Source organism: Aeromonas sp. ASNIH7, assembly GCF_002903485.1.
GTDB lineage: Bacteria > Pseudomonadota > Gammaproteobacteria > Enterobacterales > Aeromonadaceae > Aeromonas > Aeromonas caviae.
Window position 1 is genome coordinate 4,358,923 of sequence record NZ_CP026226.1, and the last position, 22,836, is coordinate 4,381,758.

The window sequence follows — 22,836 nt, forward strand, 5'->3', positions numbered from 1 at the left end:
ACACAAGGAGCACACCATGACAAGGATTGGGTTTATCGGGCTTGGCAACATGGGGGGCCCCATGGCCGCCAACCTGGCCAGGGCGGGGCACAGGATGCAGGTGTTTGATCTGGTGCCCGAGAGCCTGAGCCGGGCCATCGAGGCTGGCTGCATTGCCGCCGGGAATGCCCGGGAAGCGGTGAGCGGCTGCGAGCTGGTCATCAGCATGCTGCCAGCGGGGGAGCACGTGCGCAGCCTCTGGCTGGGGGAGAGTGTCGGTGAGCGGGGTGGCCAGGATCTGCTGGCGGCCCTGTCGCCCGGCACCTTGGTCATCGACTGCTCCACCATAGACGTGGCCTCGACCCGTCAGGTGGGGGCGGCGGCGAAGGCGAGCGGCATCCGTTTTCTCGATGCCCCCGTCTCGGGAGGGGTGGCCGGTGCGGCGGCGGGCACGCTCACTTTCATCGTCGGCGGCGAACAAGCGGATTATGAAGCGGCCAGACCCGTGCTCGCCTGCATGGGGCAGAACCTGTTTCACGCCGGGGCGCTTGGCGCCGGCCAGATCGCCAAGATGTGCAACAACATGCTGCTCGCCATCCACATGGCGGGCACCGCCGAGGCGCTGGCGCTCGGGGTCAAGGAGGGGCTGGATCCCGTCGTGCTCTCCACCATCATGGGCAAGAGTTCGGGCAACAACTGGAGCCTGGAGCGCTACAACCCCTGGCCCGGTGTGATGGAGAACGTGCCGGCGTCCCGTGGGTATGCAGGGGGCTTTATGACCCGGCTGATGGTCAAGGATTTGGGGCTCGCCATGGCGTTGGCGGAACATGCCCACAGCGCCGTGCCCATGGGGGCCCTGGCCCGCAACCTCTTCAACCTGCACGCGAGCCTGGGCCAGGAGAACAAGGATTTTTCCAGCATCCTCGAGCTCTATCGGGACAAGACAGCGCCGGGTTAAGGGCCGCTATCTACCTATTTACCCGATAGTCTTTGACTCGACAGTCACCGGCCATCTCACCAGGAGCATTTATGGATATCACACGGAAAGTCATCGCCATCACGGGGGCGGGTAGGGGGCTGGGCCGCGCCATCGCTCTGAGTCTGGCGGAGCAGGGGGCCGTGCTTGCGCTCATCGATGTCAACCGCACCGATCTGGAGGTGACCGAGGCAGAAGTGCGCAGCCGTGACGGCCGCTGCGCCCTGTTCGTCTGCAACGTGGCAAGCGAGCCAGAGGTCGAGGCGACCTTCGCCGCCATCAAGGATCAGTTCGGTGCGCTGCACGGCCTCGTCAACTGTGCCGGCATCCTGCGCGACGGCATGCTGATCAAGGTGAAGGAGGGGGCACTGACGGAGAAGATGAGCCTGGCCCAGTGGCAGAGCGTCATCGACGTCAATCTCACCGGCACTTTCCTGTGCGGGCGCGAGGGGGCGGCGCTGATGGCCACCGGCGGGGAGGGGGGCGTCATCATCAACATCTCCTCCATCGCCCGGGCCGGCAACATGGGCCAGAGCAACTATGCCGCCAGCAAGGCGGGGGTGGCCTCTCTGGTGGTCACCTGGGGGAAGGAGCTGGCCCGTCACGGCATCCGGGTGATGGGCATCGCCCCCGGCGTCTTTGCCACCGACATGACGGCGGCGATGAAGCCCGAAGCCATGGCCCGCATGCAACAGGCCATCCCGGTGGGCACCCTGGGGCAGGCGGCGCAGCTGGCCCAGACGGTGCAGTTCATCCTTGCCAACGACTATCTGTCCGGGCGGATGATCGAGCTGGACGGCGGCTTGAGGCTCTAGTCCCCCCTGCATATACCCTCTCTGACGCCCCTCCTGCAGGGGCGTTTTTGCAGGGGAAAGGCCCCAGTGCAAGGGTGCATAGCCATGCAGGTCCGGCTTTTGAAAAGCGGGGCGACATCATGAAAAGTCGTGAAATATCAACGGGTCTTTCTTAATTTGAACCAGCTCACAGGCACCCCGGGTCAGTGCTGTAAAATTGCGCGCGGTCAAGGCGGCTCATGATTGACGGCAAGAGGGATTGCGGCCGGAATAGTCATGCAATATAGTTGCCGCCTTTTTCACGGGGTACGGATTTCTAGCCCCTCCCATGTCGCGCGCTGTATGAATACGGATGCTCAGCCGCCGCCTAATAAAACAGGTTTGAGATGGACAAGAAACTGGGGCTGGGTGCCCTCATTTCGCTGGTGATCGGCTCCATGGTCGGTGCCGGGGTTTTCAGTCTGCCGCAAAACATCGCAGCGCACGCCAGTGCCGGGGCAGTCGCCCTGGGATGGGCCATCACGGGGATCGGCATGATCTGCCTCGCCCTGGTCTACCAGAATCTCTCCATGCGTCGACCGGATCTCGATGGCGGCATCTTCAGCTACGCCAAGGCGGGGTTCGGGGATTTCGTCGGCTTCAACGCCGCCTGGGGTTACTGGCTGTGCCAGCTGCTGGCCAACGTCTCCTACGCCATCGTGGTGTTCAGTGCGCTGAGCTACTTCTTCGACACGCCGGACAATGTCATCTTCGGTGACGGCAACACCCCGGTCGCCATCACGCTCGCTTCCCTGCTCATCTGGTCGGTGCATGCCCTGGTGCTGCGCGGCATCCAGGTGGCGGCGCTGGTGAACATCGTCACCACCATCGCCAAGATGGTGCCCCTCATCGTCTTCTGCGTGGCCATCCTGCTCGCTTTCAACATGGAGACCTTCACCCTGGATCTCTGGGGGCAGGGGAGTCCCGAGCTCGGCTCCGTGATGGATCAGGTGAAGTCCACCATGAAGGTGACCCTCTGGGTCTTCATCGGCATCGAGGGGGCCGTGGTGGTCTCCGCCCGTGCCCGCCATCGCAAGGACGTGGGCCGCGCCACCGTGCTGGCGCTGCTGGGGGCCCTGGCGCTCTACGTCATGGTGACCCTGTTCTCCCTGGGGGTCATGAACCAGCCGCAACTGGCGGCCCTCAAGAACCCCTCCACCGCCATGATCCTGGAAGCCGTGGTCGGCCCCTGGGGTGCCTGGCTCATCAACATCGGCCTGGTGATCTCGGTGATGGGGGCCCTGCTGAGCTGGACCGTGCTGGCGGCGGAAGTGCCCTACATCGCGGGCAAGACCGGGGTCTTCCCGGCCTGGTTCGCCAAGGAGAACAAGAACGGCTCCCCCAAGGTGTCGCTCTGGTGCTCCACCTGCCTGGTGCAGATCTTCCTCATCATCATCTACTTCCAGAACAGCACCTATCTGGCGTTGGTGAACATCGCCACCTCGGCGGCCCTGGTGCCCTATGTCTTCTCCGGTGCTTACGGCCTCAAGCTGGCGTTGAAAGGGGAGACCTACGCGGGCCAGCCCCATCAGCGCAAGCGCGACCTGCTGTTGGCCCTGGTGGCCACCGTCTATGGCTGCTGGCTGGTCTATGCCGCCGGGGTGGAGTACCTCTTGCTGGTGGCGCTGCTCTACAGCCCGGGGATCTTCATCTACTGGAAGGCGCGCCAGCACCACGGCCTGCGCAGCCTCAACCGGCTGGAGCAGGGGATGACGGCAGCCCTGCTCGGTTGCGCCGTGCTGGCGTTCTACAAGGTGATGGACGGTACCATTCCCCTGCATTAATCGGCACAATAAAGGGATGGCAAGATGCCATCTCTTTTTTTATGGGCAATGGCGGTCAAGTTGACCGCTGTTTCGTTATTGAAGGAATGTTTATGCTGTTTGTGGGCTATCTGGTGTTGGGGGCCTTCGCGGGCATGCTGGCCGGGCTGTTCGGTATCGGCGGCGGCCTCATCATCGTCCCCGTGCTGGTCCTGAGTTTTCACGCACAGGGCGTGGCGCCGGAGATCATCACCCATCTGGCCCTCGGCACCTCGCTGCCCACCATGATCTTCACCGGTTTCAGCTCCCTGCGTGCGCACCAGGAGGCAGGAGCGGTGGACTGGGGGATGATTCGGCGCCTGGGCGCCGGCATGCTGGTCGGTGCCTGGCTCGGCGGCATGACCGCCAATCTGCTGAGCGCCAGCACCCTCAACATCATCATCGGCTGCTTCGCCTGGACCATGGCCCTGCAGATGGGGCTCAATTTGAGGCCAAAAGCGGAGCGACACATGCCGGGCCCCCTTGGTACCGGGATCGCCGGCACCGTCATCGGCTGGATGTCGGCCTTGTTCGGCATCGGTGGCGGCTCGCTGACCGTGCCTTACCTCACCTGGAACTCGGTGCCCATGCGCAACGCCGTGGCCGCCTCCGCCGCCTGCAGCATGCCCATCGCCCTGGCAGGCAGCCTCAGCTACCTCTATGCCGGTTGGGGAGACGCCGATCTGCCCGAGTGGAGCGTCGGATTCATCTATCTGCCGGCCCTGCTTGGCATCGTGCTCACCAGCACCCAGTTTGCCCGTCTGGGCGCCAGACTGGCACACAGTATGTCACCCCGGCGGCTCAAGCAGGCCTTTGCCCTGCTCATGTTGCTGGTGGGTGCCAAATTCATGCTCTTTAGCTGAACCCTTGGCCAGATTGTTGAAAAATAAGGCGAACGGCTCGCGATGCGGTAGAAAGCCATTGCATTGAGGGGCCAGTTTGCCTATTCTCCTCGCCGGTGGTCCTATTGGTCCTCTCGCATTGATAACCCGTCGACCTGGTCAGGACCGGAAGGTAGCAGCCAAGGCGGGGGACTCGAGTGCCGGGATGTGGCTGGTAGGGCCACCACTTGTTTCTGCAATTCAATAAGTTACAGCTAATAGCCCCCTTAAGACCTCTTGGTAATCCACTTTGTGTGGATGAATCAGGAGTCTTCATCGTGAATCTCTGGCTCTCTCCGCAAGGTATCTGGTACTACCGCAAGGTGACCGTTCTTTCGTGTGGACGCCGCAAGGACATCAAGAAATCTCTCCGTACTCGGGACAAGCTGGTCGCACGTGACAAGGTGGCTCAGTTGCTCGCCTGTGCGCGTTCTCGGGTAAAGCCTGAGACTGTCCAGCCAGAACCTCAGCCAAGCTCCCTGCCGGAGCCTCAGCGACTACAGCAACAGACACCCTCAGCGGCCAGTTCTGCCCCTGTGGGTCCCTCTGCCATTGCATCTCCAGTACTCTCAGAACTGAGTGACCGTTATCTGAAAGAGAAGGCGCTCTCCTGGGCACCAAAAGAGCTTAGTAACCAGAAGAACTACATCGGTTACTTCATCAAGTCGCTGGGGGATAGATCTCCCACCGCTTACAGCAAGGCCGATGTGGTCAAGTTCAAGGACGAATTGCTGAACTCAGGCAAGAGCCCGACGACTATCAACAAGTACCTCCAGAAGCTCTCTCTGTTGTTCGTTTGGCTCGGCAATCACCACGAAGGCATCGTTAATCACTTCGCTGGGCTCAAGCTACAACGGGTCAAAGAGGTCAATGCTCGAAGTAGCTATACATCTGCGGAGAAGCAACGGTTGATCCAATGGGCGAAGCAGCAGGAGCCATACCGCAAGTGGATTGCGCTGCTCGGCCTGTATACCGGAGCGAGAGCCAATGAGATCTGCCAGTTGTACGCGGACGATGTGCAGCAGGTCGACAGGGTGTGGTGCCTGAACATCAGAGACAACCGCCCAGACCAGAAGCTCAAGACGGCCAACAGTGCCCGCCTGATCCCTATTCACTCCTCGCTGATTGCTGGTGGCTTTATCGACTTTGTGCAGGAAAGGGAAGGGGGACGGTTGTTCCCTGAGCTACCTCATCGACAAGACGGTTACAGCCATCTTTGGGGGCAGTGGTTCAGTCGTCATCGTCCTGTAGACAAAGACTTCCACAGCTTGCGGCATACTGTGGCAACAGTGTTGAAGGATCATGGGGTGCCGTTACAGTATGCAGCGGCAATCTTGGGGCATACCAATGGTGCCATCAGCTACGACAGGTATGGTGGTGGAATAGCAGTCGAGAAGCTACAGGCAGCTATCGAAGTCGCACTATGAACGCGCTACATTGGTGAACATCTAGTAGGTACTTCAACTCAAATAGCCACTATTAGCTGGATGCTAATGAGCACAAGGAAGAGCTCCATTGGAACACCATAGGCCTGACACGGCTCAATCTGGTTTGAATGACCTGAAAGAGCAAATTGCGTTGGAGTACGGGCGATGTCTCCTCCAGTTGCAACAGTTTGAATTGATGCTCAAAGCAGCCCTGCCCACTCTAAAGGTGAGCGGGTTCTCCGATGAGTTGGCTCGTAACGTAGAACGTGACCGTCAGCTTCTAGGCGGAAAAACATTGGGGTATTTGGTTGGTCAGTGGAACCAAAGAACGACGTTGGAGAATGAGCAAGAAATTGATGATGACGCTCTGAACGGCCGAGTTTACTTCCGCTTCAGTTTTGGCCTGGAAGGCGGGGAGTGGATGAATGAAAAACTCAAACAGCTGGTCGGGTTACGAAATGAGCTGGTGCATCATTTCCTGTCACAATTTACGTTGAACTCGGAGGCCAATTGCCAAGAGGCAATCCGCTATTTGGCGATTGCAGCCAGCATCATCAAGGACAATAGAGAGGCGTTACATTCTCTCCTGACTGTCGCCGAAAAAGCCAAGAGTGAACTGATAGAGTTTATGAGCTCCCCTGATGGAGAGCATTTATTACTATCCGGACTCTTACCTGGCGAGCCTGCTGATAATAGGGGAAACACCAGTATTATCCAATCGCCGAAAGTGGAATAATGGTCAATAAGCTCGCCATGTTTACCCCCTAGTACGTCACAAAAACATCTGAGGAAGGGGGAGATGAGAATGTGTGAGAGAGCCTACTGGTCGGTGAGTACAGGAAGGCTGACCGTATGCAGGGCTGGAAGGATGGCCTGAGGTTTAGCTGGCAAGATTCACAGGATCCTTTCATTTTAATTGCGCGGCATTCCATGGCGAGGACATAATGCCAATTTAATTTTCACTAAAATAGTGTAGAGAAAATGGAAAAATTAAACATTAGTTATAACGGGCCAATGTATAAAGATTTTTATGACGAGTTTTCTGCATTATTAAATACAGCAATTGCTCTGTCTGTAAAATACAGCAGAATCCCTGCGCCTGAGGGGAAGCATTGGTACGCATCAGCATTGTTCACGAAGTTATGTGTGACAGGCAAGTCAATGCAAAAAATTCTTCCAAACTCAAATCGTAAGCTCGAAATACAGCATTGGGATTTTGCATCTGTTGCATCCCTAAGTAGAGTGTTTCTTGAGAACTACCTGATGTTTTTCTACTTGTGCATTGATGATGTATCAAAGGACGAGTGGGATTTCAGATGGCGACTTCTTAATCTGCACGACCATGTTTCACGGATTAAATTCACATGTGACTTGGAAGCAAATGAAGAGAAAAAAGCAGAATTATTAAAGGATAATGAAGTTCTGTTAATCTGTAAGGATGAGTTAAATGCTAATCCAATTTTTTCCGCGTTACCTGAGAAGAAGAGAAATCACTATTTACGTGGGGTTGAAGCATTCAACATGTCCCAAGATGATCTTGTAACAAAAATAGGCATCTCAACTCCATCATTTAGAGCGATCTACCGATTTCTATCATCTCAAGTCCATACGTTTCCCATGGCATTCTATCGGCTTGCAGAACATGAGAGAGGGAAAGGGGTTTATTGTGCTCAAGAATTGTACTATCACATCATGATCCTCGAATGGTTGGTTCCGATTTTTAGTATGGCAAATAACAACTTCTCTGTTCTTTTTAATGGTCTTGAGCATCTCAAAATTAAATAACCATTGAAAAGACAATGTTGGTGATTTTTGAAAAAAATTTATAGGCCCTTTCAAGGAATCACCAGCATCTTCATTCCCCCCTTGGGGGTATGCTGGCGGGTCATCCATGAAACTTCCAGCTCTCTTCCCTGTCATGTGACTCTAATGATCTGCCACCTTCACTCTGGGTTTATCTACAGATTTGTCCAACTCTATCTTCTATCATTCCGACCGTCCCAATTGGTATACCCAGTGAGACGATTTTTCACGTGGGGGATTGACCGTCTCATTTCTGTTTCATAATCTAAGTCCCATTGGATCAAGACCTTAATGTGACAGCGTAACACCGACAAGGACTCACGTTGAAGCAATAGGAAGAAGATGAAGGAGATTTCCGCATGAATGACTTGGTTATCAGGCTTCGCCGATTCAAGGACAGGAAGTCACTGGATAGAGTTGCCCCAAGGATGCTTGATAAGGCTGCTGCTACGGGCCTCCAAGAGGAGCTGAAGGTCATCGCAGCGATTGACCACCGGCAAGCAGAGATAGCTGCTGGAAGGCATTTTGATGCGGGGAAAGTCCCTATGACAGCTTGGGCATTGGTTGATTGAGTAGGAGAGAGTGATGGGACAGGTTATCGGTTATGCACGTGTGTCGTCTGTCGGTCAATCGTTGGATGTTCAACTGGATAAGCTGACAAAGGCCGGTTGTGAGCGTGTGTACCAAGAGAAGGTATCAGGGACCAGCACAGATGGCCGTGAGCAACTAGCCGAACTCCTGCGGTATGTCCGAGAGGGGGACGATGTGGTGATCACCAAGCTGGACCGTCTGGGCCGTTCTCTCGCTGACCTGCTGGACATTACGGAACAACTGGAAGCCAAGGGCGTGACCCTGCGTGTACTGGACCAGAACTTAGAGACGATGACAGCCCAAGGGAAGCTGATGTTCACCATGCTGGGTGCCTTTGCTGAGTTCGAGACGGCTCTACGCAAGGAGCGTCAGATGGAAGGTATCGCCAAAGCTAAGGCTGCGGGGAAGTACACAGGCAGGCCAAAGAGTATCGACGAGGATGCAATCAAGGCGACCCTGTTGGAAGGCGGTAAGTCCCTGCGGGAAATCGCTACGCTTCATGGAGTCAGCCGAGCGACGGTCCATCGCCTATCAACAAGGATGCGAGAGGATGGGGAGCTGAGTTGATCGAGTGTGTCTATCGGTTGAGCCTGGGACCATCGAAAGGAGCAATCACTGGGGCTGTCCCAACGTACATTAGAGAAAGCTGATTTACCCTGACCAATAGAAAGAGCTGATCGAGTGACCAACTTTGATCGAGTTTTTCAATCGACCCCCAAGGCTGTTCACCGCGACACCTTGGGGGGTTGTCGTTTGGGAGGACTCGACGATGACCCTGCGCCTGTCCCTCTGGACCTTTCTCATTGCCTCCCTTCTCCCTTCCATCCGTGTCCCTGCTGTCTTCAGGCTTTCTCTGTGGACCCGCGAGATCGTGCAGGGGTGATCGTGTGGGGTAACATGGGGGAATGCGTATGGTGATCAGAGAGAGCGTCTGAGGGGCTATCTGGAAGGGTCCAGAGGGGGAGCCTGGGGCCGAATCTGCGCTTGTTCGTCTGAATGCCCCTGTTTGTTGTCCGTGGGGCTGTCCCGAGGTCTGTACTCCCGACGATTATCCCGAAGACACCAATAAAACACCTTCTAGAGACCTCCAGAGCAGGGGCAATTGGAGCTCGTTACTTTTCCCTGACCATAGGGGGGGATACGAAAAGACCAATACTGAAAGACACCTTTAAGACACCCCAAATAACACCTCTCTTACCTTACTTACGTCAGGTATCTTCAGGATGGCCCATTGGCTGTCCTGTTGTCGCCTCTTACAGCCCTTCCCCTGATCATTCCTAGGACAACCAAGTGAGCCCATTTAGGCATCCTCCAGACAGATGACCAATGGGGATGAACATCGACGCACTAGCGTCTGTCAGACCTATCAACAGTAATGGGAATACTGGGATTAGCTTTTCCCTTGAGACCCATGGCTTTTTCACCCACATCAGTACCGCTATAATCCCGATCCAATCTGAACCATCCCCAAGACCATTGCCCAGACCTTGTGTTAGTGGGTTTGGGTTTCCTTTGCCAGACGAGGCACAAAGTGGCTCGATTGATAATAGGAGAACGACAAAATGATAACTTCTGCGTTGAACATCGCGTCCATCAATCGGACATCCGACACACAGTTCCGTACAGAAATGAGCAAGGAACAAGTGGAAGGGCTGACCGATCTAATCGAACGTGGCGTTCAGTGGAAGACCCCAATCCAGGTGGCCCGAGTCGATGGTGTCTTGTTCCTCACCGACGGCTTCCACCGTGTCGAAGCGTATGAGGCAGCAGGGTACGCTGAGATCCCTGCCGGCCAGTACGAGATCGTCGAATGCGAGACTATGAATGAAGTGATCATGTTGTCCATGCGGGCCAATGCTGCACACGGTAACAAGAACACCACAGCAGATCGTGTACGAATGGTGGACAAGTTAATCCAGATGGATGAAAAGCGGTTCATGAAGAACCCGTTTCTGGTGAACATTGACGAAGTTATGGCTGCACTCCAGCTCACTAAAAAGCAGGCTCGCCTTGCAGTTGACCCCAAAAATTCAGAGCTGAAATCGAAGCGCTGGGTTGCAATCGTGAAGAGATACAAGCAGGGGATGAGTGGGAATGCTATTGCTAAGGAACTGCAAATTGGGCAATCCACAGTATCAGATGTTATTCGTGAGATTATCGAAGATGAGCGCAATGATGAGCCAAAGATCCGTCCTGGCTCCATCTTCACCACTCCGATGACGGGCGTCGAGTACTACGCCAATTTGGCAGATCTTCGCGAAACAAATCCAGCAATGTACGAAGAAGAACTGAAGGTTGCACATGCCGAGTATAGGGCTCTAAAAGCTAACATCGATGCTCTTCAAGCCCAACTTGAAGTAGCCCAAGCCAAACATAAAGAGATTGAATCTAAGATGTCGCCTGACGAGATTATCGCTGCAAGAGCTCTGTGGGAATTGAGGCGAGCAGAGCGTTCAGCCAAGTCATAGTGCCTTTCCAAAAACTACAGCTACTAATAACAAATGAGGGCCTTGCGAGTCTCGGTATTGGTTGGAGATGTCTATCCACTACCCGATGAAAACTTGGAGGTCTGTGGCCTTACCGAAAATGCCCAAGGGGCAAATCCGGTAACTCAGCCTCCTTCCTTTCTGTTACTCCCATCCGGTGAAAAATCCCTGACCTTAGCAATACATCTGGCCATCTCTCGGTCAATGCTCGGGCATGTTTCGTGTATCTGAAGACTGTTCTGACGTGTTGGAGAGAGGGCCAGGGAGATTCACGCTGAGGAGTAATAAAATGCAAATTACATTTAACGCCAATACCTATGTTATTCGCCATAATGCCGAAGGATTGCTATCTCTTACCGACATCGAGAAAGCCTGGCGTGATTCTGGTGGTTCGGGTGGCCAGCTCAGGAACTGGTTAACGAGCGATGATTACAAAAGGATGTCCTCTGAAATTCAGAAGACTACAACCCGTGGCCGGAATGCGGAGACCTGGGGTTGTAAACGAGCAGTCATCCTCTATGCCTCTTATTGCTCAGTAGCCTTTCAACTTGCAGTTGTGGATGCTTTCACTGAATTGACCGAAGGGGATACCTTCAAAGCAGCAGCAATAGCCGGGTCTGTTGCGGTATCCCCCGAGCTGATCGAGAAACATGACAACACGCGGCAAGCGATGAATGACATGCTCCAAGAAAAGGGTATCTCTATGGGAGGCCATGCCTATGGGAACTTCTATCGGTTGGCCTGTAAGGCTGCCACTGGTTATGTGCCTACTGTACTCACAGGGAAGAATGGGACAGTCAAAGATTACCTGGTGGCCGCGGAACATCCCGAGTGTATGGCCGCCTTGATCGCCGCGATGGAGACGATCACCATGGGCCTGAAGGTCGGTCTGAATTATCACAAGGTCGCCGCCATGCTCAACGTAGAAACCACCAAGAACGTGGATTACTTCGATTAATCAGTCCCCCGAAGATAAAGCCATCAATGGTGGACTTCAGGTCTTCCTCAATGAGGATTTGCCTGAAGACAGGCTCTTGAATCTGCGTGAACCAGCGGTATCATTAGAGCCCGTACGTTTATGACTTACGTAAGGAGACCGCTATGCGAATCCCTTTGCCTGACTTTGACAAAGATCCCTACATGTACGCCCTTGTGCGTCTTGGTGGCATGTTAGAGGATGTCCGGGTTGGCTTCACTACCCTTGAGGAAGCTGTCCATTCGTATCTTGAAGAGAACGAGGATTTCCCGCTTGAATTACTCGCTGTTCTCTTCGGGGCAGACATTAAAGTGATCGAGGCCATGGCCGCGCGCTATGAGCCCGATGCTGCCTTGGATGAAATCCTTGGCCCCAGGGAAGGCATCCCCAGCCACTAACTCTGCCTTAAGCTAGTCTCTAAGCCCGCTGCGCCTCCTAAGGTCCGGCGGGTTTTCTTTTTTCTACTAAATCCAAGAGGAACCCTGTGACCCCAACTTTTACCAAGAAGTATGGCTACAACACCTTCAACACTTCGAGTGTGATCGCCCAGTCCCCGTACCTGCTGGACCCCGACACTAAGTTCAACGCCGAAGGCGACCTGAAGTGCAACTTCACCGTCGAAGACAATGACTACTGGCGCGGTGTCATTGAGAGGTGCGAGTCCGACCTGAAGGAATACGCCGCTCAAGTCCACAAGGACACCGGCAAGAAGCCGCGCCTGTCAGCCGACCTGCCGTGGGTAGAGAACTATGACGGCACCATTACCTTCAAGACCAAGCGCAAAGCCCAGATTACCCGCAAGAAGGACAAGAAGGTAATCGAGATCACCGTTCCCCAGTTCGACGCCAAGTGCCAGCCAATCATGCCGATGGTTGAGATCAGCGGTGGATCCGCCATTAATCTGAATTTGGAGATCTATACCTGGGTTGTCATCAACAGAGCGGGAGTGTCTCTGCGTCCCCTAGCGGTGCAGGTATTGGACCTGTATGAGAAAAGAGGTCCTAGGCGTGATGCCGATGAGTATGGCTTTGGCGTGGTGGAAGGGCCTGTACTCTTGAAGCCGTTCTGATTAGGTATCAAAGAAACGACATAGCCTCAGAGGCAGGTGCCAAGGTTACCAGTGGCGGATCCCGAATAGTCATAAGAGCTATGCATGCAAAGAGATCAGCACTTGGTAACAAGGCTCTCCACGTTTTTGCTGCGTTCCTTTCCGTTGATTTACTACGTGGTTTGTCCCAGAGCTTGAGACCACAGGGGAGGGCAGTTATCATGGGCTCCTCAATTGCCCCTATAGCTACTCCACTTCATGTGGATTACTTTGGTCGGGTTAGTTGTTACATTTTGACTTTAGAAATCTTGTTGATGGCGCTCAGTTCCATCCCCAAGTGCCTGATTTATTTGGGCTCGCATTGATAACCCGTCGACCTGGTCAGGACCGGAAGGTAGCAGCCAAGGCGGGGGACTCGAGTGCCGGGATGTGGCTGGTAGGGCCACCACCTGTTTCTGCCATTCAACAAGTTACAGCTAATACCCCCTTCAGACCTCTTGGTAATCCACTTCATGTGGATGAATCAGGAGTCTTCAAAGTGCATTTTCAGCTCTCTTCACATGCTATTTGCTCTACCGCAAGGTGAGCCTGTGCCCTATGGGCGTTCATCAGGCTTCAGACCGCGCCTGGCTCAAACTTCCTCTTGATCTTCAGCACTGTCCCCTTGAGATCATGCTTTCCCTCAGTCACCTCCCGTGGCCTCTATGGCCCAGCCATCTTCTGACTTTCAGCACTGCAAGCTCTTGCAGTACGCCATCTGACGCCTCCTTTTGTTGGCGCCGGCAGAGCAGGTGAGGCCATGCGCTTGATGCGACACCATGCCGGGGCCACGCGGCAACGCGAACCCCTCTGGTGGCGGGAGCCCGGGCAGGCTATCTTGCCGTTACTGGAGACGCCGGGAACCGGTTTCATACCGTGCGACTCTCCCGTTCTGTTTTATGGATGGTGAGGCCCCGTGCAGGGGCTGCTCTCGACTCACCAGAGACCAGGCTGACAGGCGTGGCATGAATGCAGACCCCGTCAGCCTCTTTTCGCGCCCCTGAGGGGCGCCGTTTTCTGTGGTTGCTCAAAGGAGCCCTGATGATTGGCATGATCGCATCTCTACTCAAACCGGGCCTGCCCGAACACCCGGACTCCTCGCAATATCATGGGGGCCGGTTCAACAATGCCGTGACACCCCAGGCGCGAAGTCTGTGGGAAGGGGCCAGGCTCTGGTGGGACTTTCTGTTCGCCAAGCCTGAGGGCACGGTGCCGGATCGCGCCATTCCGGTACAGGTCATGACCCGGGAGGGGCTCATCGCGGCGCCGGACAACAGCGTGTGGCGCTTCGGCCACTCCACTCTGCTGCTGAAGTTGCAGGGCACGTTCTGGCTGACGGATCCCGTGTTCAGCGAGCGGGCCTCGCCGGTGCAGTGGTTCGGCCCCAAGCGCTGGCATCAACCGCCCATCACCCTGGAGGCGCTGCCCCCCATCGAGGGGGTGATCCTCTCCCATGATCACTACGACCATCTCGATCACGGGGCCATACTGGCGCTGCAGGAGAAGGTCGACCACTTCATCACGCCCCTCGGGGTGGGGGCGCGCCTCATGGCCTGGGGGATTGCGAAGGAGAAGATCCGCGAACTGGACTGGTGGCAGCAGACCCGGGTGGGCGGTGTCACCCTGGTAGCGACCCCGGCCCAGCATTTCTCCGGCCGTGGCCTCGGGGACGGCAACCAGACCCTCTGGGCCTCCTGGGTCATTCGCGGCGAGGGGGTCAACCTCTTCTTCAGCGGTGACAGCGGCTACTTCGACGGTTTCAAGGAGATTGGCAGGCGCTACGGTCCGTTCGACGTGACCTTCCTCGAGACCGGGGCCTACGACAAGCGCTGGGAGCTGGTGCACATGCTCCCGGCGCAGACGGCGCAGGCGTTTCACGATCTCGGGGGGAAATGGCTCTATCCGGTGCACAACGGCACCTTCGATCTGGCCATGCACCGCTGGAACGACCCGCTTGAACAGATTGCCCGACTGGCTGCCGAGCAACAGATCCCCCTGACCACGCCTGTCATGGGGGAGCCTCTGGAGGTGCTGAGCCCCCATGAGGGTAGCCCCTGGTGGCGCGATTGACCTGAGTGCCTTCCAAAGACGGTGTCACCCCTCAAAGGGGCGTGCGGGAGGTTGGGGCCGGGCCCTGTGAGCGCCCCCGCTGCCTCCCCATCCTCTGCGCCGGACCCGCGACGGCCAGGCGGGGAGGGCGCACGGGAGCGCCTTGCCGCGTTATCTTCTGCCACCAGAGTCTTGCTGATACCTCACTCGGGCTGGGCGGCAACCTGGCGCTTGAAGGGACCTGGCTTGTTGGCCTTGCGGTGTTCCGAAACCAGGATCAGCAGGCGCTGCAGGGCGATGAAGCTGAACAGCAGCAGGCCGATGATGATCTTGGTCCACCAGGAGCTGAGGGTGCCGTCGAAGTTGATGTAGGTCTGGATCAACCCCTGGATCAGCACCCCGAACAGGGAGCCGAAGACGGTGCCCACCCCGCCGCTCAGCAGGGTGCCGCCGATGACAACGGCGGCGATGGCATCGAGCTCGACCCCGACGGCGGCGAGCGGGTAGCCCGCCGAGGTATAGAGCGCGAACACGATGCCTGCCAGGGTCGCCAGGGTGGTGGAGAGCAGGTAGATGCGAATGGTGGTGTGGCGCACCGAGATCCCCATCAGGGCTGCCGAGGTGGCGTTGCCGCCGATGGCGTAAACGTTGTTGCCAAAGCGGGTGCGGTTGGCGAGCAGGATGCCGAAGACCACCACCGCCAGCATGATGAGGGCCAGCAGGCTCAGGCGACCGCCCCCCGGTATCTTCCACGACAGGCTCGACAGGTAGGTGAAGGTGGGGTGATCGATGGGCAGGGACTGCTCGGAGATGAGAAAACTGGCCCCCCGCAGGAAGAACATGCCCGCCAGGGTGATGATGAAGGCGGGGATCTTCAGGGTGTCGATCAGCCAGCCCATGAGGGCGCCAAAGCCTGCCCCGAGCACCAGCACCAGAGGGATGGCCAGCACGGGGCTGACGCCCAGCTTCCCGATGAGGGTTGCCAGCAGCACGCCGGTGAAGGCGATGACGGCCCCCACCGACAGATCGATGCCCCCCGAGAGGATGACGAAGGTCATGCCCACCGCCACTATTCCCAGAAACGCGTTGTCCGTCAGGATGTTGCAGATGATGCGGGTGGACATGAAGGCTGGGAAGGAGGCCAGGCAGAGCAGATAGCCCAGCACGAAGACCATGATGGTCACCATCAGGGGGAGGTTGCGTTTAAACATGGCGAGTCCCTCGCTGGAAGAGGTGGTTGAGGGCCGGTGACTGCATGACCAGCACCGCCAGCACCACCAGGGCCTTGACGATCTGGTTCCACTGGGGCTGGTAGCCGGAGAGCAGGATCCCGGTGTTCACCCCCTGGATGATCAGTATGCCGATCAGGGAGAGGGCGAGGTTGAAGCGCCCCCCCATCAGGGAGGTGCCCCCTATCACCACCGCCAGAATGGCGTCCATCTCGAGCCAGAGTCCGGCGTTGTTGGCATCGGCACCCCGGATGTCGGCGGCGACTATCATGCCGGCGACGGCGGCCATCATGCCGCTCAGCAGGTAGGTGGCGATCACCACCATGGGGGTGTTGAGCCCGGCGTTCTTGGCGGCCTTGATGTTGATCCCCACCGCTTCGATGAAGAGGCCGAGGGCGGTGCGCTTGGTCAGCAGCCAGAGCAGCAGCGCCATGCCCAGGGTGATGATGACCGGGGTGGGCAGATAGAAGAGGGAGCCGCTGCCGATCCAGGCGAGTGCGTCGTTGTTGAAGGTGATGATCTGCCCCTCGGTGATGAGCTGGGCGATGCCCCGGCCCGCCACCATGAGGATCAGGGTGGCGACGATGGGCTGGATCTTGAACACCGCCACCAGCAGGCCGTTCCACAGGCCGCACAGAAGGCCCACCCCGATGACAGCGGCGAAGATGACCGGCAGGCTGTGACCGCCGGTGGCCAGGCTGGCCATGGTGGCCCCGCTGATGGCCATGACGGCTCCCACCGACAGGTCGATGCCGCCGGTGGCGATCACCAGCGTCATGCCGAGGGAGAGCAGGGCCACCGGGGCACAGCGGTTGAGGATGTCGATGAGGCTGCCAAACAGCCGCCCATCCTGGATGTGGATGGCGAAGAAGTTGTCGGCGACCAGGGCATTGATGAGCAGCACGCACACCAGGGCGGCGCACTGGGCCGAGCCCGTGGGCCACTCCCTGCGGGCGCGCGACCCCTTGGCGAGGGGGAGAATGGATGACGTCATATCAGGCCTCACATGCAATGGCGTTCATGATGGCAGGGACGCTCAGGGCGTCCGTCGCAAGCTCTGCCACCTGTTTTCTGTCACGAAGGACGATCACCCGATCGGCATAGCCCACCAGCTCCTCGAGCTCGGAGGAGATGACCAGCAGGGCCAGCCCGTTGGCGCAGAGGGATTCGATGAGGCGGATGATCTCGGCGTGGGCCCCCACGTCGATGCCCCGGGTAGGCTCGTCCAGGATCAGGAACTGGGGTTTGGTGAGCAGCCAGCGGGCGAGCAGCACCTTTTGCTGGTTGCCCCCGGAGAGAAACTGGATGGGCTGCTCTGGTCCCGGGGTCTTGATGGCCAACTGCTCGATGAGGCGGGCGGTGATCTCGTCCTGCTCCTTGCGAGACAGGGGATGCAACCAGCCCCGCTGGGCTTGCAGGGCCAGCACCATGTTCTCCCGCACCGAGGCCGAGGCGATGATGCCGGCGCTCTTGCGATCCTCCGGGCAGAAACCAAAGCCGTTGGCGGCCGCCTGGCGTGCAGAGCGGATGGTCACCGGCTTGTCCCGCACCCGGCACTCGCCGCTATCGCTCGGGACTATGCCGAACATCAGCTCGGCGGTCTCGGTACGACCGGACCCGAGCAGGCCGGCGAGGCCCACTATCTCCCCGGGCATGACGTCGAGACTGAAAGGGGTGATGACTCCCCGCTTGCCATAGTCCCTGAACGACACCATGGGCTGGTTGCTGCGCAGTGTTTTGCCCGCCCGCTTGAGGGCATTGTCGTCCAGCTCGCGTCCCAGCATCATCTTGACCAGCTCCAGTTGTGGCAGTGCCTGGGTGTCGCGGGTGCCGACCAGCTCGCCGTTGCGCAGCACTGTGATGCGATCGCTGATGGCGTAGACCTGATCGAGAAAATGGGTGATGAAGATGAGGCTCACCCCCTGATCCCGCAGGCGCGTCATCAGGGAGAAGAGCATCTGGACTTCGCTGGCATCCAGGCTCGCGGTGGGCTCGTCCAGGATCAGGATCCTGGCGGAGAGTGACACCGCCCGGGCGATGGCCACGATCTGCTGCATGGCGACCGAGTAGTGGTCGAGGGGCAGGGTGACATCCATCTCGAAGCCGTGGCTGGCCATGATGGCGCTGGCCTGCCGGGTCATGGCGCCCCGGTCGATGAAGCCGAAACGGCGTGGCTCGTGGCCGATGAAGAGGTTGTCCGCCACCGACATGTTCGGCAGCAGGTTGACCTCCTGATAGACGGTGCCTATCCCCAGACGCTGGGCATGGGCGGTGTCCGTCGGGGAGATGGGGACGCCATCGAGTTCGATACGGCCAGCGTCTCGCTGATAGACACCGGTGAGGGTCTTGATCAACGTGGACTTGCCGGCCCCGTTCTCGCCGAGCAGCGCCATGATCTCTCCCCGGCGCAGGGAGAAGTCCACCTGATGCAGGGCTCGTACTCCGGGAAACGCCTTGCATATTCCGCGGGCATTCAATACGACATCGTGAGTGTTCTCTGACATGAACATTGGCTCTCCGATATAGCGCGCCATACAAGTTCAATCACTTATATGGCGCGCTATGTGACAGTCTGGCGGGGGAGCGGGATTAATAACCCATGTCTTTTTTCAGCTCGAGCTGCGCCTCGGCACTCCCGGGCTCAAACAGTTTGGACTCCGTCTTGATATGTTTGGGGGGCAGGGTGCCATCTTTCTTATAGGCCAGCAGGGCATCGAAGGCCGGTCCCGCCATATTCGGCGTGAGCTCCACCGAGGCATTGGCTTCGCCTGCGATCATCGCCTTGAAAATATCCGGCACGCCATCGATGGAGATGATCTTGATATCCTTGCCCGGTTTCAGCCCGGCCTCTTTAATGGCCTGGATGGCGCCGATGGCCATGTCATCGTTATGGGCGTAGACGGCGCAAATATTCTTGCCGCTATTTTCCGCCTTGATGAAGCTCTCCATCACCTCCTTGCCCTTGCTGCGGGTGAAGTCGCCGGACTGCGTGCGGATGATCTTGATGGTGGGCACGGCCGAGACGGTGTCGAGGAAGCCCTTCTTGCGATCCAGCGCCACGCTGGCACCCACCGTGCCCTGCAATTCCACCACGTTGCACGGTTTGCCATCCTGCTGCTTGATGAGCCACTGGGCTGCCACTTCCCCTTCGTGGACGCTGTCGGCGGCGACCCCGGTCATGAAGAGACCGTCATCTTTTACCGTGATATTGCGATCCAGCAGGAAGACCGGGATCTCGGCCTCTTTCGCCTCCTGCAATACTGGCTCCCAACCAGTCTGTACCACGGGGGCAATAAAGATGGCATCCACCCCCTGGGCAATAAAGGAGCGAATGGCCTTGATCTGGTTCTCCTGTTTCTGCTGGGCATCGGCAATTTTCAGGATGATGCCGCGTTTTTGGGCTTCGCTCTTGGCGACCGATGTTTCTGCAGCTCGCCACCCGGATTCAGAACCAATTTGCGAGAAGCCCACGGTCATCTCTGCAGAATATGCAGTGGCCGAGAGAATAAGGGTGCTGATAATGCTCGCCAGTTTCACTTTTTTATACATATGACACTCCTTTGTGATGCATGGTGAAATAAACCGGAACACGTCAGGTTTTTATTGTACGGGTCAAGGTTATAGGCTCTTGAATTAAACGGCGGGAGGTGGCTCACAGAAAATTTTTAGCAGCACGATGCTTCATACAAACAGCAGAAGAGTTCATATATCGAGCCCTGCCTGTATTGATTTTTATGCATATTTATTTAATTAGGCAACCATTGTGTCCAGAGTGCCACCTGCTTTTTGCCCCCGGTATCGGGGGCGCAGGCACGCAGATGAGGGGCCCTCGTCAACGAAGAGGGGGATATTCCCCTGGCACAGGCGACCCCTCTGGGTGCACCGCTGCCAGCAGATAATCCACGAAGGCCCGGACCCGGGCCGAGAGGTGACGGTGCTGTGGATAGAGGGCGTAGAAGGGGCGGGATCGCCCCGCAAAGGGGGTCATCACCTCGATCAGCTTGCCTTGCAACAGCGCCTCGGCTGCCACGAAATGGTAGATCTGGAACAGACCGCCCCCAGCCACCGCCCAGCCCAGGCCCGCCAGCACATCGTCAAGCACCCGCTGTCTGCTCTGGACATGAAGGTCGACAGGGTCCCCCTGCTCGTTCACGAACTGCCAGGGGAAGGGGCGACCCGTGCTCGGGGTGATGAACTGGATCAGATCATGTTGCGACAGCATCTCCAGGGAGGTTGGCGCGGGGCGGCGGGCGGCATAATCGGGGGTGCAGAAGACCCCGAGGCTGGCATCCTCCAGCTTGCGGGCGATGATCCGCCCATCGCGCGGCTCCCCCAGCCGGATGGCCAGATCGTAACCATCCTCCACGAAGTCGATGTTCCTGTTGGAGACATTGAGCTCCAGCTCGACCTCGGGATAGGCCGCCATGAAGCCTGGCAGCAGGGGCACCAGACGGTGGTGGGCATAGACGGTGCCCACGCTGATGCGCAGCACTCCTCTGGGGTGGCGCTGGCGGCCGGTGATGGCCCGCTCGGCCTCGGCGATCTGCTCGAGCGCCTGCTGGCACTGTTCCCGATAGAGCTCCCCGTCATGGGTGAGGCGCACGCTGCGGGTGGTGCGATGGAAGAGTTTGACGCCGAGCCTGGCCTCGAGACGCTGGATGGAGCGGCTCACCGAGGCGGGCGTTACCCCCAGTACCTGAGCCGTGGCGGTAAAGCTACCAAGTTCGGCTGCCTTGCAAAAGAGCTCTATGGTGCCGAGCTGGACGGGGTCGAAGGCACGGGACATATGTTCATCCATGTAAATAATCAAGTTCAATGGTGTGAGTTTATTCGTCCGTGTGTAATCAGTAAATTGCTCATCGAGGGCGGCCCGGTGGCCGCCCGATCGATCACTGCCATCAAAAGGAAGATCACGATGAAGAACACCCTCAAGGCCGTGCTGGCCTCACTGCTGCTGGCGACCTCCGCTGCGGCCAGCGCCTCCCCGAAAGGCGAGATCCTGGTGCTGCTCTCGAGCGAGACCGAACTGCCGCTGCAAGGGGGCAAGAGCCTGACCACCGGCTTCTACCAGAATGAACTGGGGGTGCCTGCCGCCGCCCTGCTGGAGGCCGGTTATACCCTGACCCCGGTGACCCCGAGAGGGAACCGGCCCGTTGTCGACAAACACTCCGTCGATCCCCAGTACTTTGGTGGCAACCCGCAGGAGATGGTGCGCATCGGCGCCGTCGTGGAGGGGCTGCTTGGCGCCGGCAAGGTGCTCTCCCTGAGGGAGGTGCTGGCATCCGGTCCCGAGCGCTATGCCGGCCTCTTCATTCCCGGCGGCCACGCACCCCTCATCGATCTTGCCAAGGATCCCGAGGTGGGGACCCTGCTTCGCCACTTCCATGACAACCACAAACCCACGGCCGCCATCTGCCATGGCCCCATCGCGCTGCTGGCGGCGCAGGCGGATCCGGCCGGGTTCGAGCAGTCGGTCATTGCAGGCAAGGCAGACGGCGCCAGAGAGTGGATCTACGACGGTTACAGGATGACCATCTTCTCCGACAAGGAAGAGGCGGTGTTTGAAGGCTCCCTTGGGGGTGACAAGCTGCGCTACTACCCGGCGAAGGCCATGGCCCAGGCCGGCGGCAGCATGCAGTTCGTGGCACCCTGGCAGCCTGGCGTTGTGATCGATCGCGAGCTCATCACAGGCCAGAATCCCTTCTCCGACCACGCCCTGGCGAGCGCCTTCATCGCGGCGCTGGACAAACAGCAAGGGGCAGACTGACGCCAGGAGAGGCGCAAGTTCCCCCCTTGATCAGTGCAGGCAGCCCCCATGGGCTGCCTTTTTCATGCCCCTGCCTTGGCGAGAAACGCCTTCATGGCGGGGGTGACACTGTGTTTTCGGGTGATGAAGGCGATGGTGCCTGCGCTTGCATCGCTCAGGTGGTGGCAGGGCAGTTTGAAGAGCTGCTGGGCGGTGGCGGCGATGCCGGCGCTGACCACGGCGCAGCCCAGGCCGTGGCTCACCCCGTTGACCAGGTGGAACAGGGAGTCTGTCTCCAGCACCACCCGCAGGCTGATCTGCTGGCGGGCGGCGGCCTCGTCCAGGTAGCGGCGAAACTGCATGGTGGTGCTTGGCAGGATCAGGGGGAGATCTTGCAGGTCCGCCAGGGTCAGCGGCCCGGTCGGGGCGCAGTGGGCAGGCAGGGGGCCCAGCAGGGCCATGGGGTTGGGGTGGCGAAGCTGGACGTCGAGGGCCCTGCGCTGATGCTCGGTGAGCAACTCGTCAAAGCCGAGCCCGATGTCGATGCGATGCAGATCCAGCTGCTCCATCAGGGTGGCATGGGTCATCACGCAGAGGTGCAGGCCCACCTTGGGGTAGGCGTCGTTGAACCCCTTAAGCAGCGGCATGATGTCGATGCTCGACTGGGGCACGACGCCGATGCGTAGCGCCCCCGACAGCCCGCCCCGAAAGAGGCTGAGCTCTTGGCGCATGGCATCCTGCTCCTGCAGCATCCGCTCGGCGTGGTGCAGCACCACTTCCCCCGCCTGGGTCAGGGCCACGAACTGGCTGTTGCGCACCACCAGTTCGGTGCCAAGTGACTTCTCCAGGGCGGTGATGCTGGCTGACAGGGTCGGCTGGGTGATGAAGCAAGCCTTGGCCGCCTTGGCGAAGTGACGGTGCTGGGCCAGCTCGTAGAAATAGTGCAACTGCTTGATATTCATCGTGGTAAT

General features: G+C 58.2%; 21 protein-coding genes and 2 other RNA genes. 17 read left to right on the forward strand and 6 right to left on the reverse strand.

The window, feature by feature from the left end; all coding sequences use genetic code 11:
- Window positions 1-16: 16 nt before the first annotated feature.
- The 16 genes from mmsB (at window position 17) to C2U47_RS20465 (ending at window position 14,911) form a co-directional block, all read left to right on the forward strand.
- Window positions 17-937 (forward strand): 3-hydroxyisobutyrate dehydrogenase, encoded by a 921-nt coding sequence (mmsB, locus tag C2U47_RS20385; RefSeq protein ID WP_010674598.1) that lies wholly within the window; start codon window positions 17-19, stop codon window positions 935-937.
- Window positions 938-1,008: 71 nt separating this feature from the next.
- Window positions 1,009-1,770, forward strand: coding sequence for an SDR family oxidoreductase (locus C2U47_RS20390; protein ID WP_010674599.1), 762 nt, complete (start codon window positions 1,009-1,011; stop codon window positions 1,768-1,770).
- A 365-nt stretch (window positions 1,771-2,135) separates the two neighbouring features.
- Window positions 2,136-3,572: an arginine-ornithine antiporter gene (arcD, locus tag C2U47_RS20395; RefSeq protein WP_010674600.1), complete on the forward strand. Its 1,437-nt coding sequence runs from the start codon at window positions 2,136-2,138 to the stop codon at window positions 3,570-3,572.
- A 92-nt stretch (window positions 3,573-3,664) separates the two neighbouring features.
- Entirely contained in the window at window positions 3,665-4,453 is a 789-nt protein-coding gene (locus C2U47_RS20400) for a sulfite exporter TauE/SafE family protein (protein ID WP_010674601.1), read from the forward strand.
- Between the two features lie 102 nt (window positions 4,454-4,555).
- An RNA gene (gene ffs, locus C2U47_RS20405) (signal recognition particle sRNA small type) lies at window positions 4,556-4,652 on the forward strand.
- Between the two features lie 97 nt (window positions 4,653-4,749).
- Window positions 4,750-5,898 (forward strand): site-specific integrase, encoded by a 1,149-nt coding sequence (locus tag C2U47_RS20410; protein WP_010674959.1) that lies wholly within the window; start codon window positions 4,750-4,752, stop codon window positions 5,896-5,898.
- Window positions 5,899-5,986: 88 nt separating this feature from the next.
- Window positions 5,987-6,634: a hypothetical protein gene (locus tag C2U47_RS20415; RefSeq protein WP_010676217.1), complete on the forward strand. Its 648-nt coding sequence runs from the start codon at window positions 5,987-5,989 to the stop codon at window positions 6,632-6,634.
- A 245-nt stretch (window positions 6,635-6,879) separates the two neighbouring features.
- Complete coding sequence (locus C2U47_RS23010) at window positions 6,880-7,683, forward strand: DUF5677 domain-containing protein (RefSeq protein WP_127904506.1); 804 nt, start codon at window positions 6,880-6,882, stop codon at window positions 7,681-7,683.
- A 377-nt stretch (window positions 7,684-8,060) separates the two neighbouring features.
- Window positions 8,061-8,273 carry an Hha/YmoA family nucleoid-associated regulatory protein gene (locus C2U47_RS20425; protein WP_010673871.1) on the forward strand — a complete coding sequence of 71 codons (213 nt, stop codon included), beginning with the start codon at window positions 8,061-8,063 and terminating at the stop codon, window positions 8,271-8,273.
- A gap of 13 nt (window positions 8,274-8,286) precedes the next feature.
- On the forward strand, window positions 8,287-8,859 hold the full coding sequence (locus tag C2U47_RS20430; RefSeq protein WP_010673872.1) for a recombinase family protein: 573 nt from the start codon (window positions 8,287-8,289) through the stop codon (window positions 8,857-8,859).
- 995 nt (window positions 8,860-9,854) lie between these two features.
- Window positions 9,855-10,760 carry a ParB N-terminal domain-containing protein gene (locus tag C2U47_RS20440; RefSeq protein ID WP_010673874.1) on the forward strand — a complete coding sequence of 302 codons (906 nt, stop codon included), beginning with the start codon at window positions 9,855-9,857 and terminating at the stop codon, window positions 10,758-10,760.
- A gap of 307 nt (window positions 10,761-11,067) precedes the next feature.
- On the forward strand, window positions 11,068-11,736 hold the full coding sequence (locus tag C2U47_RS20445; protein WP_010673875.1) for a KilA-N domain-containing protein: 669 nt from the start codon (window positions 11,068-11,070) through the stop codon (window positions 11,734-11,736).
- 143 nt (window positions 11,737-11,879) lie between these two features.
- Entirely contained in the window at window positions 11,880-12,152 is a 273-nt protein-coding gene (locus C2U47_RS20450) for a hypothetical protein (protein ID WP_010673876.1), read from the forward strand.
- A gap of 86 nt (window positions 12,153-12,238) precedes the next feature.
- Window positions 12,239-12,823 carry a phage single-stranded DNA-binding protein gene (locus C2U47_RS20455; protein WP_010673877.1) on the forward strand — a complete coding sequence of 195 codons (585 nt, stop codon included), beginning with the start codon at window positions 12,239-12,241 and terminating at the stop codon, window positions 12,821-12,823.
- A gap of 327 nt (window positions 12,824-13,150) precedes the next feature.
- Window positions 13,151-13,244: signal recognition particle sRNA small type (ffs, locus tag C2U47_RS20460), an RNA gene on the forward strand.
- Window positions 13,245-13,891: 647 nt separating this feature from the next.
- Window positions 13,892-14,911: an MBL fold metallo-hydrolase gene (locus C2U47_RS20465; RefSeq protein ID WP_223953079.1), complete on the forward strand. Its 1,020-nt coding sequence runs from the start codon at window positions 13,892-13,894 to the stop codon at window positions 14,909-14,911.
- Window positions 14,912-15,093: 182 nt separating this feature from the next.
- Here C2U47_RS20465 and yjfF read toward each other — a convergent pair whose 3' ends face one another.
- From yjfF to C2U47_RS20490, 5 genes are all read right to left on the reverse strand, one after another.
- On the reverse strand, window positions 15,094-16,101 hold the full coding sequence (gene yjfF / locus C2U47_RS20470; RefSeq protein WP_010674604.1) for a galactofuranose ABC transporter, permease protein YjfF: 1,008 nt from the start codon (window positions 16,099-16,101) through the stop codon (window positions 15,094-15,096).
- Window positions 16,094-17,113 carry a galactofuranose ABC transporter, ATP-binding protein YtfT gene (gene ytfT / locus C2U47_RS20475; RefSeq protein WP_010674605.1) on the reverse strand — a complete coding sequence of 340 codons (1,020 nt, stop codon included), beginning with the start codon at window positions 17,111-17,113 and terminating at the stop codon, window positions 16,094-16,096. The genes yjfF and ytfT overlap by 8 nt, the downstream gene beginning before the upstream one ends.
- A 1-nt stretch (window position 17,114) precedes the next feature.
- Complete coding sequence (gene ytfR, locus C2U47_RS20480; RefSeq protein ID WP_010674606.1) at window positions 17,115-18,623, reverse strand: galactofuranose ABC transporter, ATP-binding protein YtfR; 1,509 nt, start codon at window positions 18,621-18,623, stop codon at window positions 17,115-17,117.
- 85 nt (window positions 18,624-18,708) lie between these two features.
- Complete coding sequence (gene ytfQ / locus C2U47_RS20485) at window positions 18,709-19,668, reverse strand: galactofuranose ABC transporter, galactofuranose-binding protein YtfQ (RefSeq protein ID WP_010674607.1); 960 nt, start codon at window positions 19,666-19,668, stop codon at window positions 18,709-18,711.
- Between the two features lie 283 nt (window positions 19,669-19,951).
- The gene (locus C2U47_RS20490) at window positions 19,952-20,917 is read right to left on the reverse strand and encodes a LysR family transcriptional regulator (RefSeq protein ID WP_197975637.1); all 966 of its coding nucleotides are present in this window, start codon (window positions 20,915-20,917) and stop codon (window positions 19,952-19,954) included.
- A gap of 117 nt (window positions 20,918-21,034) precedes the next feature.
- Between C2U47_RS20490 and C2U47_RS20495 the strand changes: the two genes are divergently transcribed.
- Window positions 21,035-21,886 carry a type 1 glutamine amidotransferase domain-containing protein gene (locus C2U47_RS20495; RefSeq protein ID WP_041211380.1) on the forward strand — a complete coding sequence of 284 codons (852 nt, stop codon included), beginning with the start codon at window positions 21,035-21,037 and terminating at the stop codon, window positions 21,884-21,886.
- Window positions 21,887-21,948: 62 nt separating this feature from the next.
- On the opposite strand, the gene C2U47_RS20500 is transcribed toward C2U47_RS20495, so the two are convergent.
- Window positions 21,949-22,827: a LysR family transcriptional regulator gene (locus C2U47_RS20500; protein WP_010674609.1), complete on the reverse strand. Its 879-nt coding sequence runs from the start codon at window positions 22,825-22,827 to the stop codon at window positions 21,949-21,951.
- Between the last annotated feature and the right edge of the window lie 9 nt (window positions 22,828-22,836).

What these genes read in the sequence shown, in the direction of transcription:
- C2U47_RS20495 (WP_041211380.1), top strand. Translation starts at nt 21,035, where the DNA reads ATGAAGAACACCCTCAAGGCCGTGCTGGCCTCACTGCTGCTGGCGACC.
- C2U47_RS20400 (WP_010674601.1), top strand. Translation starts at nt 3,665, where the DNA reads ATGCTGTTTGTGGGCTATCTGGTGTTGGGGGCCTTCGCGGGCATGCTG.
- yjfF (WP_010674604.1), bottom strand. Translation starts at nt 16,101, where the DNA reads ATGTTTAAACGCAACCTCCCCCTGATGGTGACCATCATGGTCTTCGTG.
- C2U47_RS20450 (WP_010673876.1), top strand. Translation starts at nt 11,880, where the DNA reads ATGCGAATCCCTTTGCCTGACTTTGACAAAGATCCCTACATGTACGCC.
- C2U47_RS20440 (WP_010673874.1), top strand. Translation starts at nt 9,855, where the DNA reads ATGATAACTTCTGCGTTGAACATCGCGTCCATCAATCGGACATCCGAC.
- C2U47_RS20390 (WP_010674599.1), top strand. Translation starts at nt 1,009, where the DNA reads ATGGATATCACACGGAAAGTCATCGCCATCACGGGGGCGGGTAGGGGG.
- mmsB (WP_010674598.1), top strand. Translation starts at nt 17, where the DNA reads ATGACAAGGATTGGGTTTATCGGGCTTGGCAACATGGGGGGCCCCATG.
- C2U47_RS20425 (WP_010673871.1), top strand. Translation starts at nt 8,061, where the DNA reads ATGAATGACTTGGTTATCAGGCTTCGCCGATTCAAGGACAGGAAGTCA.
- arcD (WP_010674600.1), top strand. Translation starts at nt 2,136, where the DNA reads ATGGACAAGAAACTGGGGCTGGGTGCCCTCATTTCGCTGGTGATCGGC.
- ytfT (WP_010674605.1), bottom strand. Translation starts at nt 17,113, where the DNA reads ATGACGTCATCCATTCTCCCCCTCGCCAAGGGGTCGCGCGCCCGCAGG.
- C2U47_RS20465 (WP_223953079.1), top strand. Translation starts at nt 13,892, where the DNA reads ATGATCGCATCTCTACTCAAACCGGGCCTGCCCGAACACCCGGACTCC.
- ytfQ (WP_010674607.1), bottom strand. Translation starts at nt 19,668, where the DNA reads ATGTATAAAAAAGTGAAACTGGCGAGCATTATCAGCACCCTTATTCTC.
- C2U47_RS23010 (WP_127904506.1), top strand. Translation starts at nt 6,880, where the DNA reads ATGGAAAAATTAAACATTAGTTATAACGGGCCAATGTATAAAGATTTT.
- ytfR (WP_010674606.1), bottom strand. Translation starts at nt 18,623, where the DNA reads ATGTCAGAGAACACTCACGATGTCGTATTGAATGCCCGCGGAATATGC.
- C2U47_RS20445 (WP_010673875.1), top strand. Translation starts at nt 11,068, where the DNA reads ATGCAAATTACATTTAACGCCAATACCTATGTTATTCGCCATAATGCC.
- C2U47_RS20490 (WP_197975637.1), bottom strand. Translation starts at nt 20,917, where the DNA reads ATGGATGAACATATGTCCCGTGCCTTCGACCCCGTCCAGCTCGGCACC.
- C2U47_RS20430 (WP_010673872.1), top strand. Translation starts at nt 8,287, where the DNA reads ATGGGACAGGTTATCGGTTATGCACGTGTGTCGTCTGTCGGTCAATCG.
- C2U47_RS20500 (WP_010674609.1), bottom strand. Translation starts at nt 22,827, where the DNA reads ATGAATATCAAGCAGTTGCACTATTTCTACGAGCTGGCCCAGCACCGT.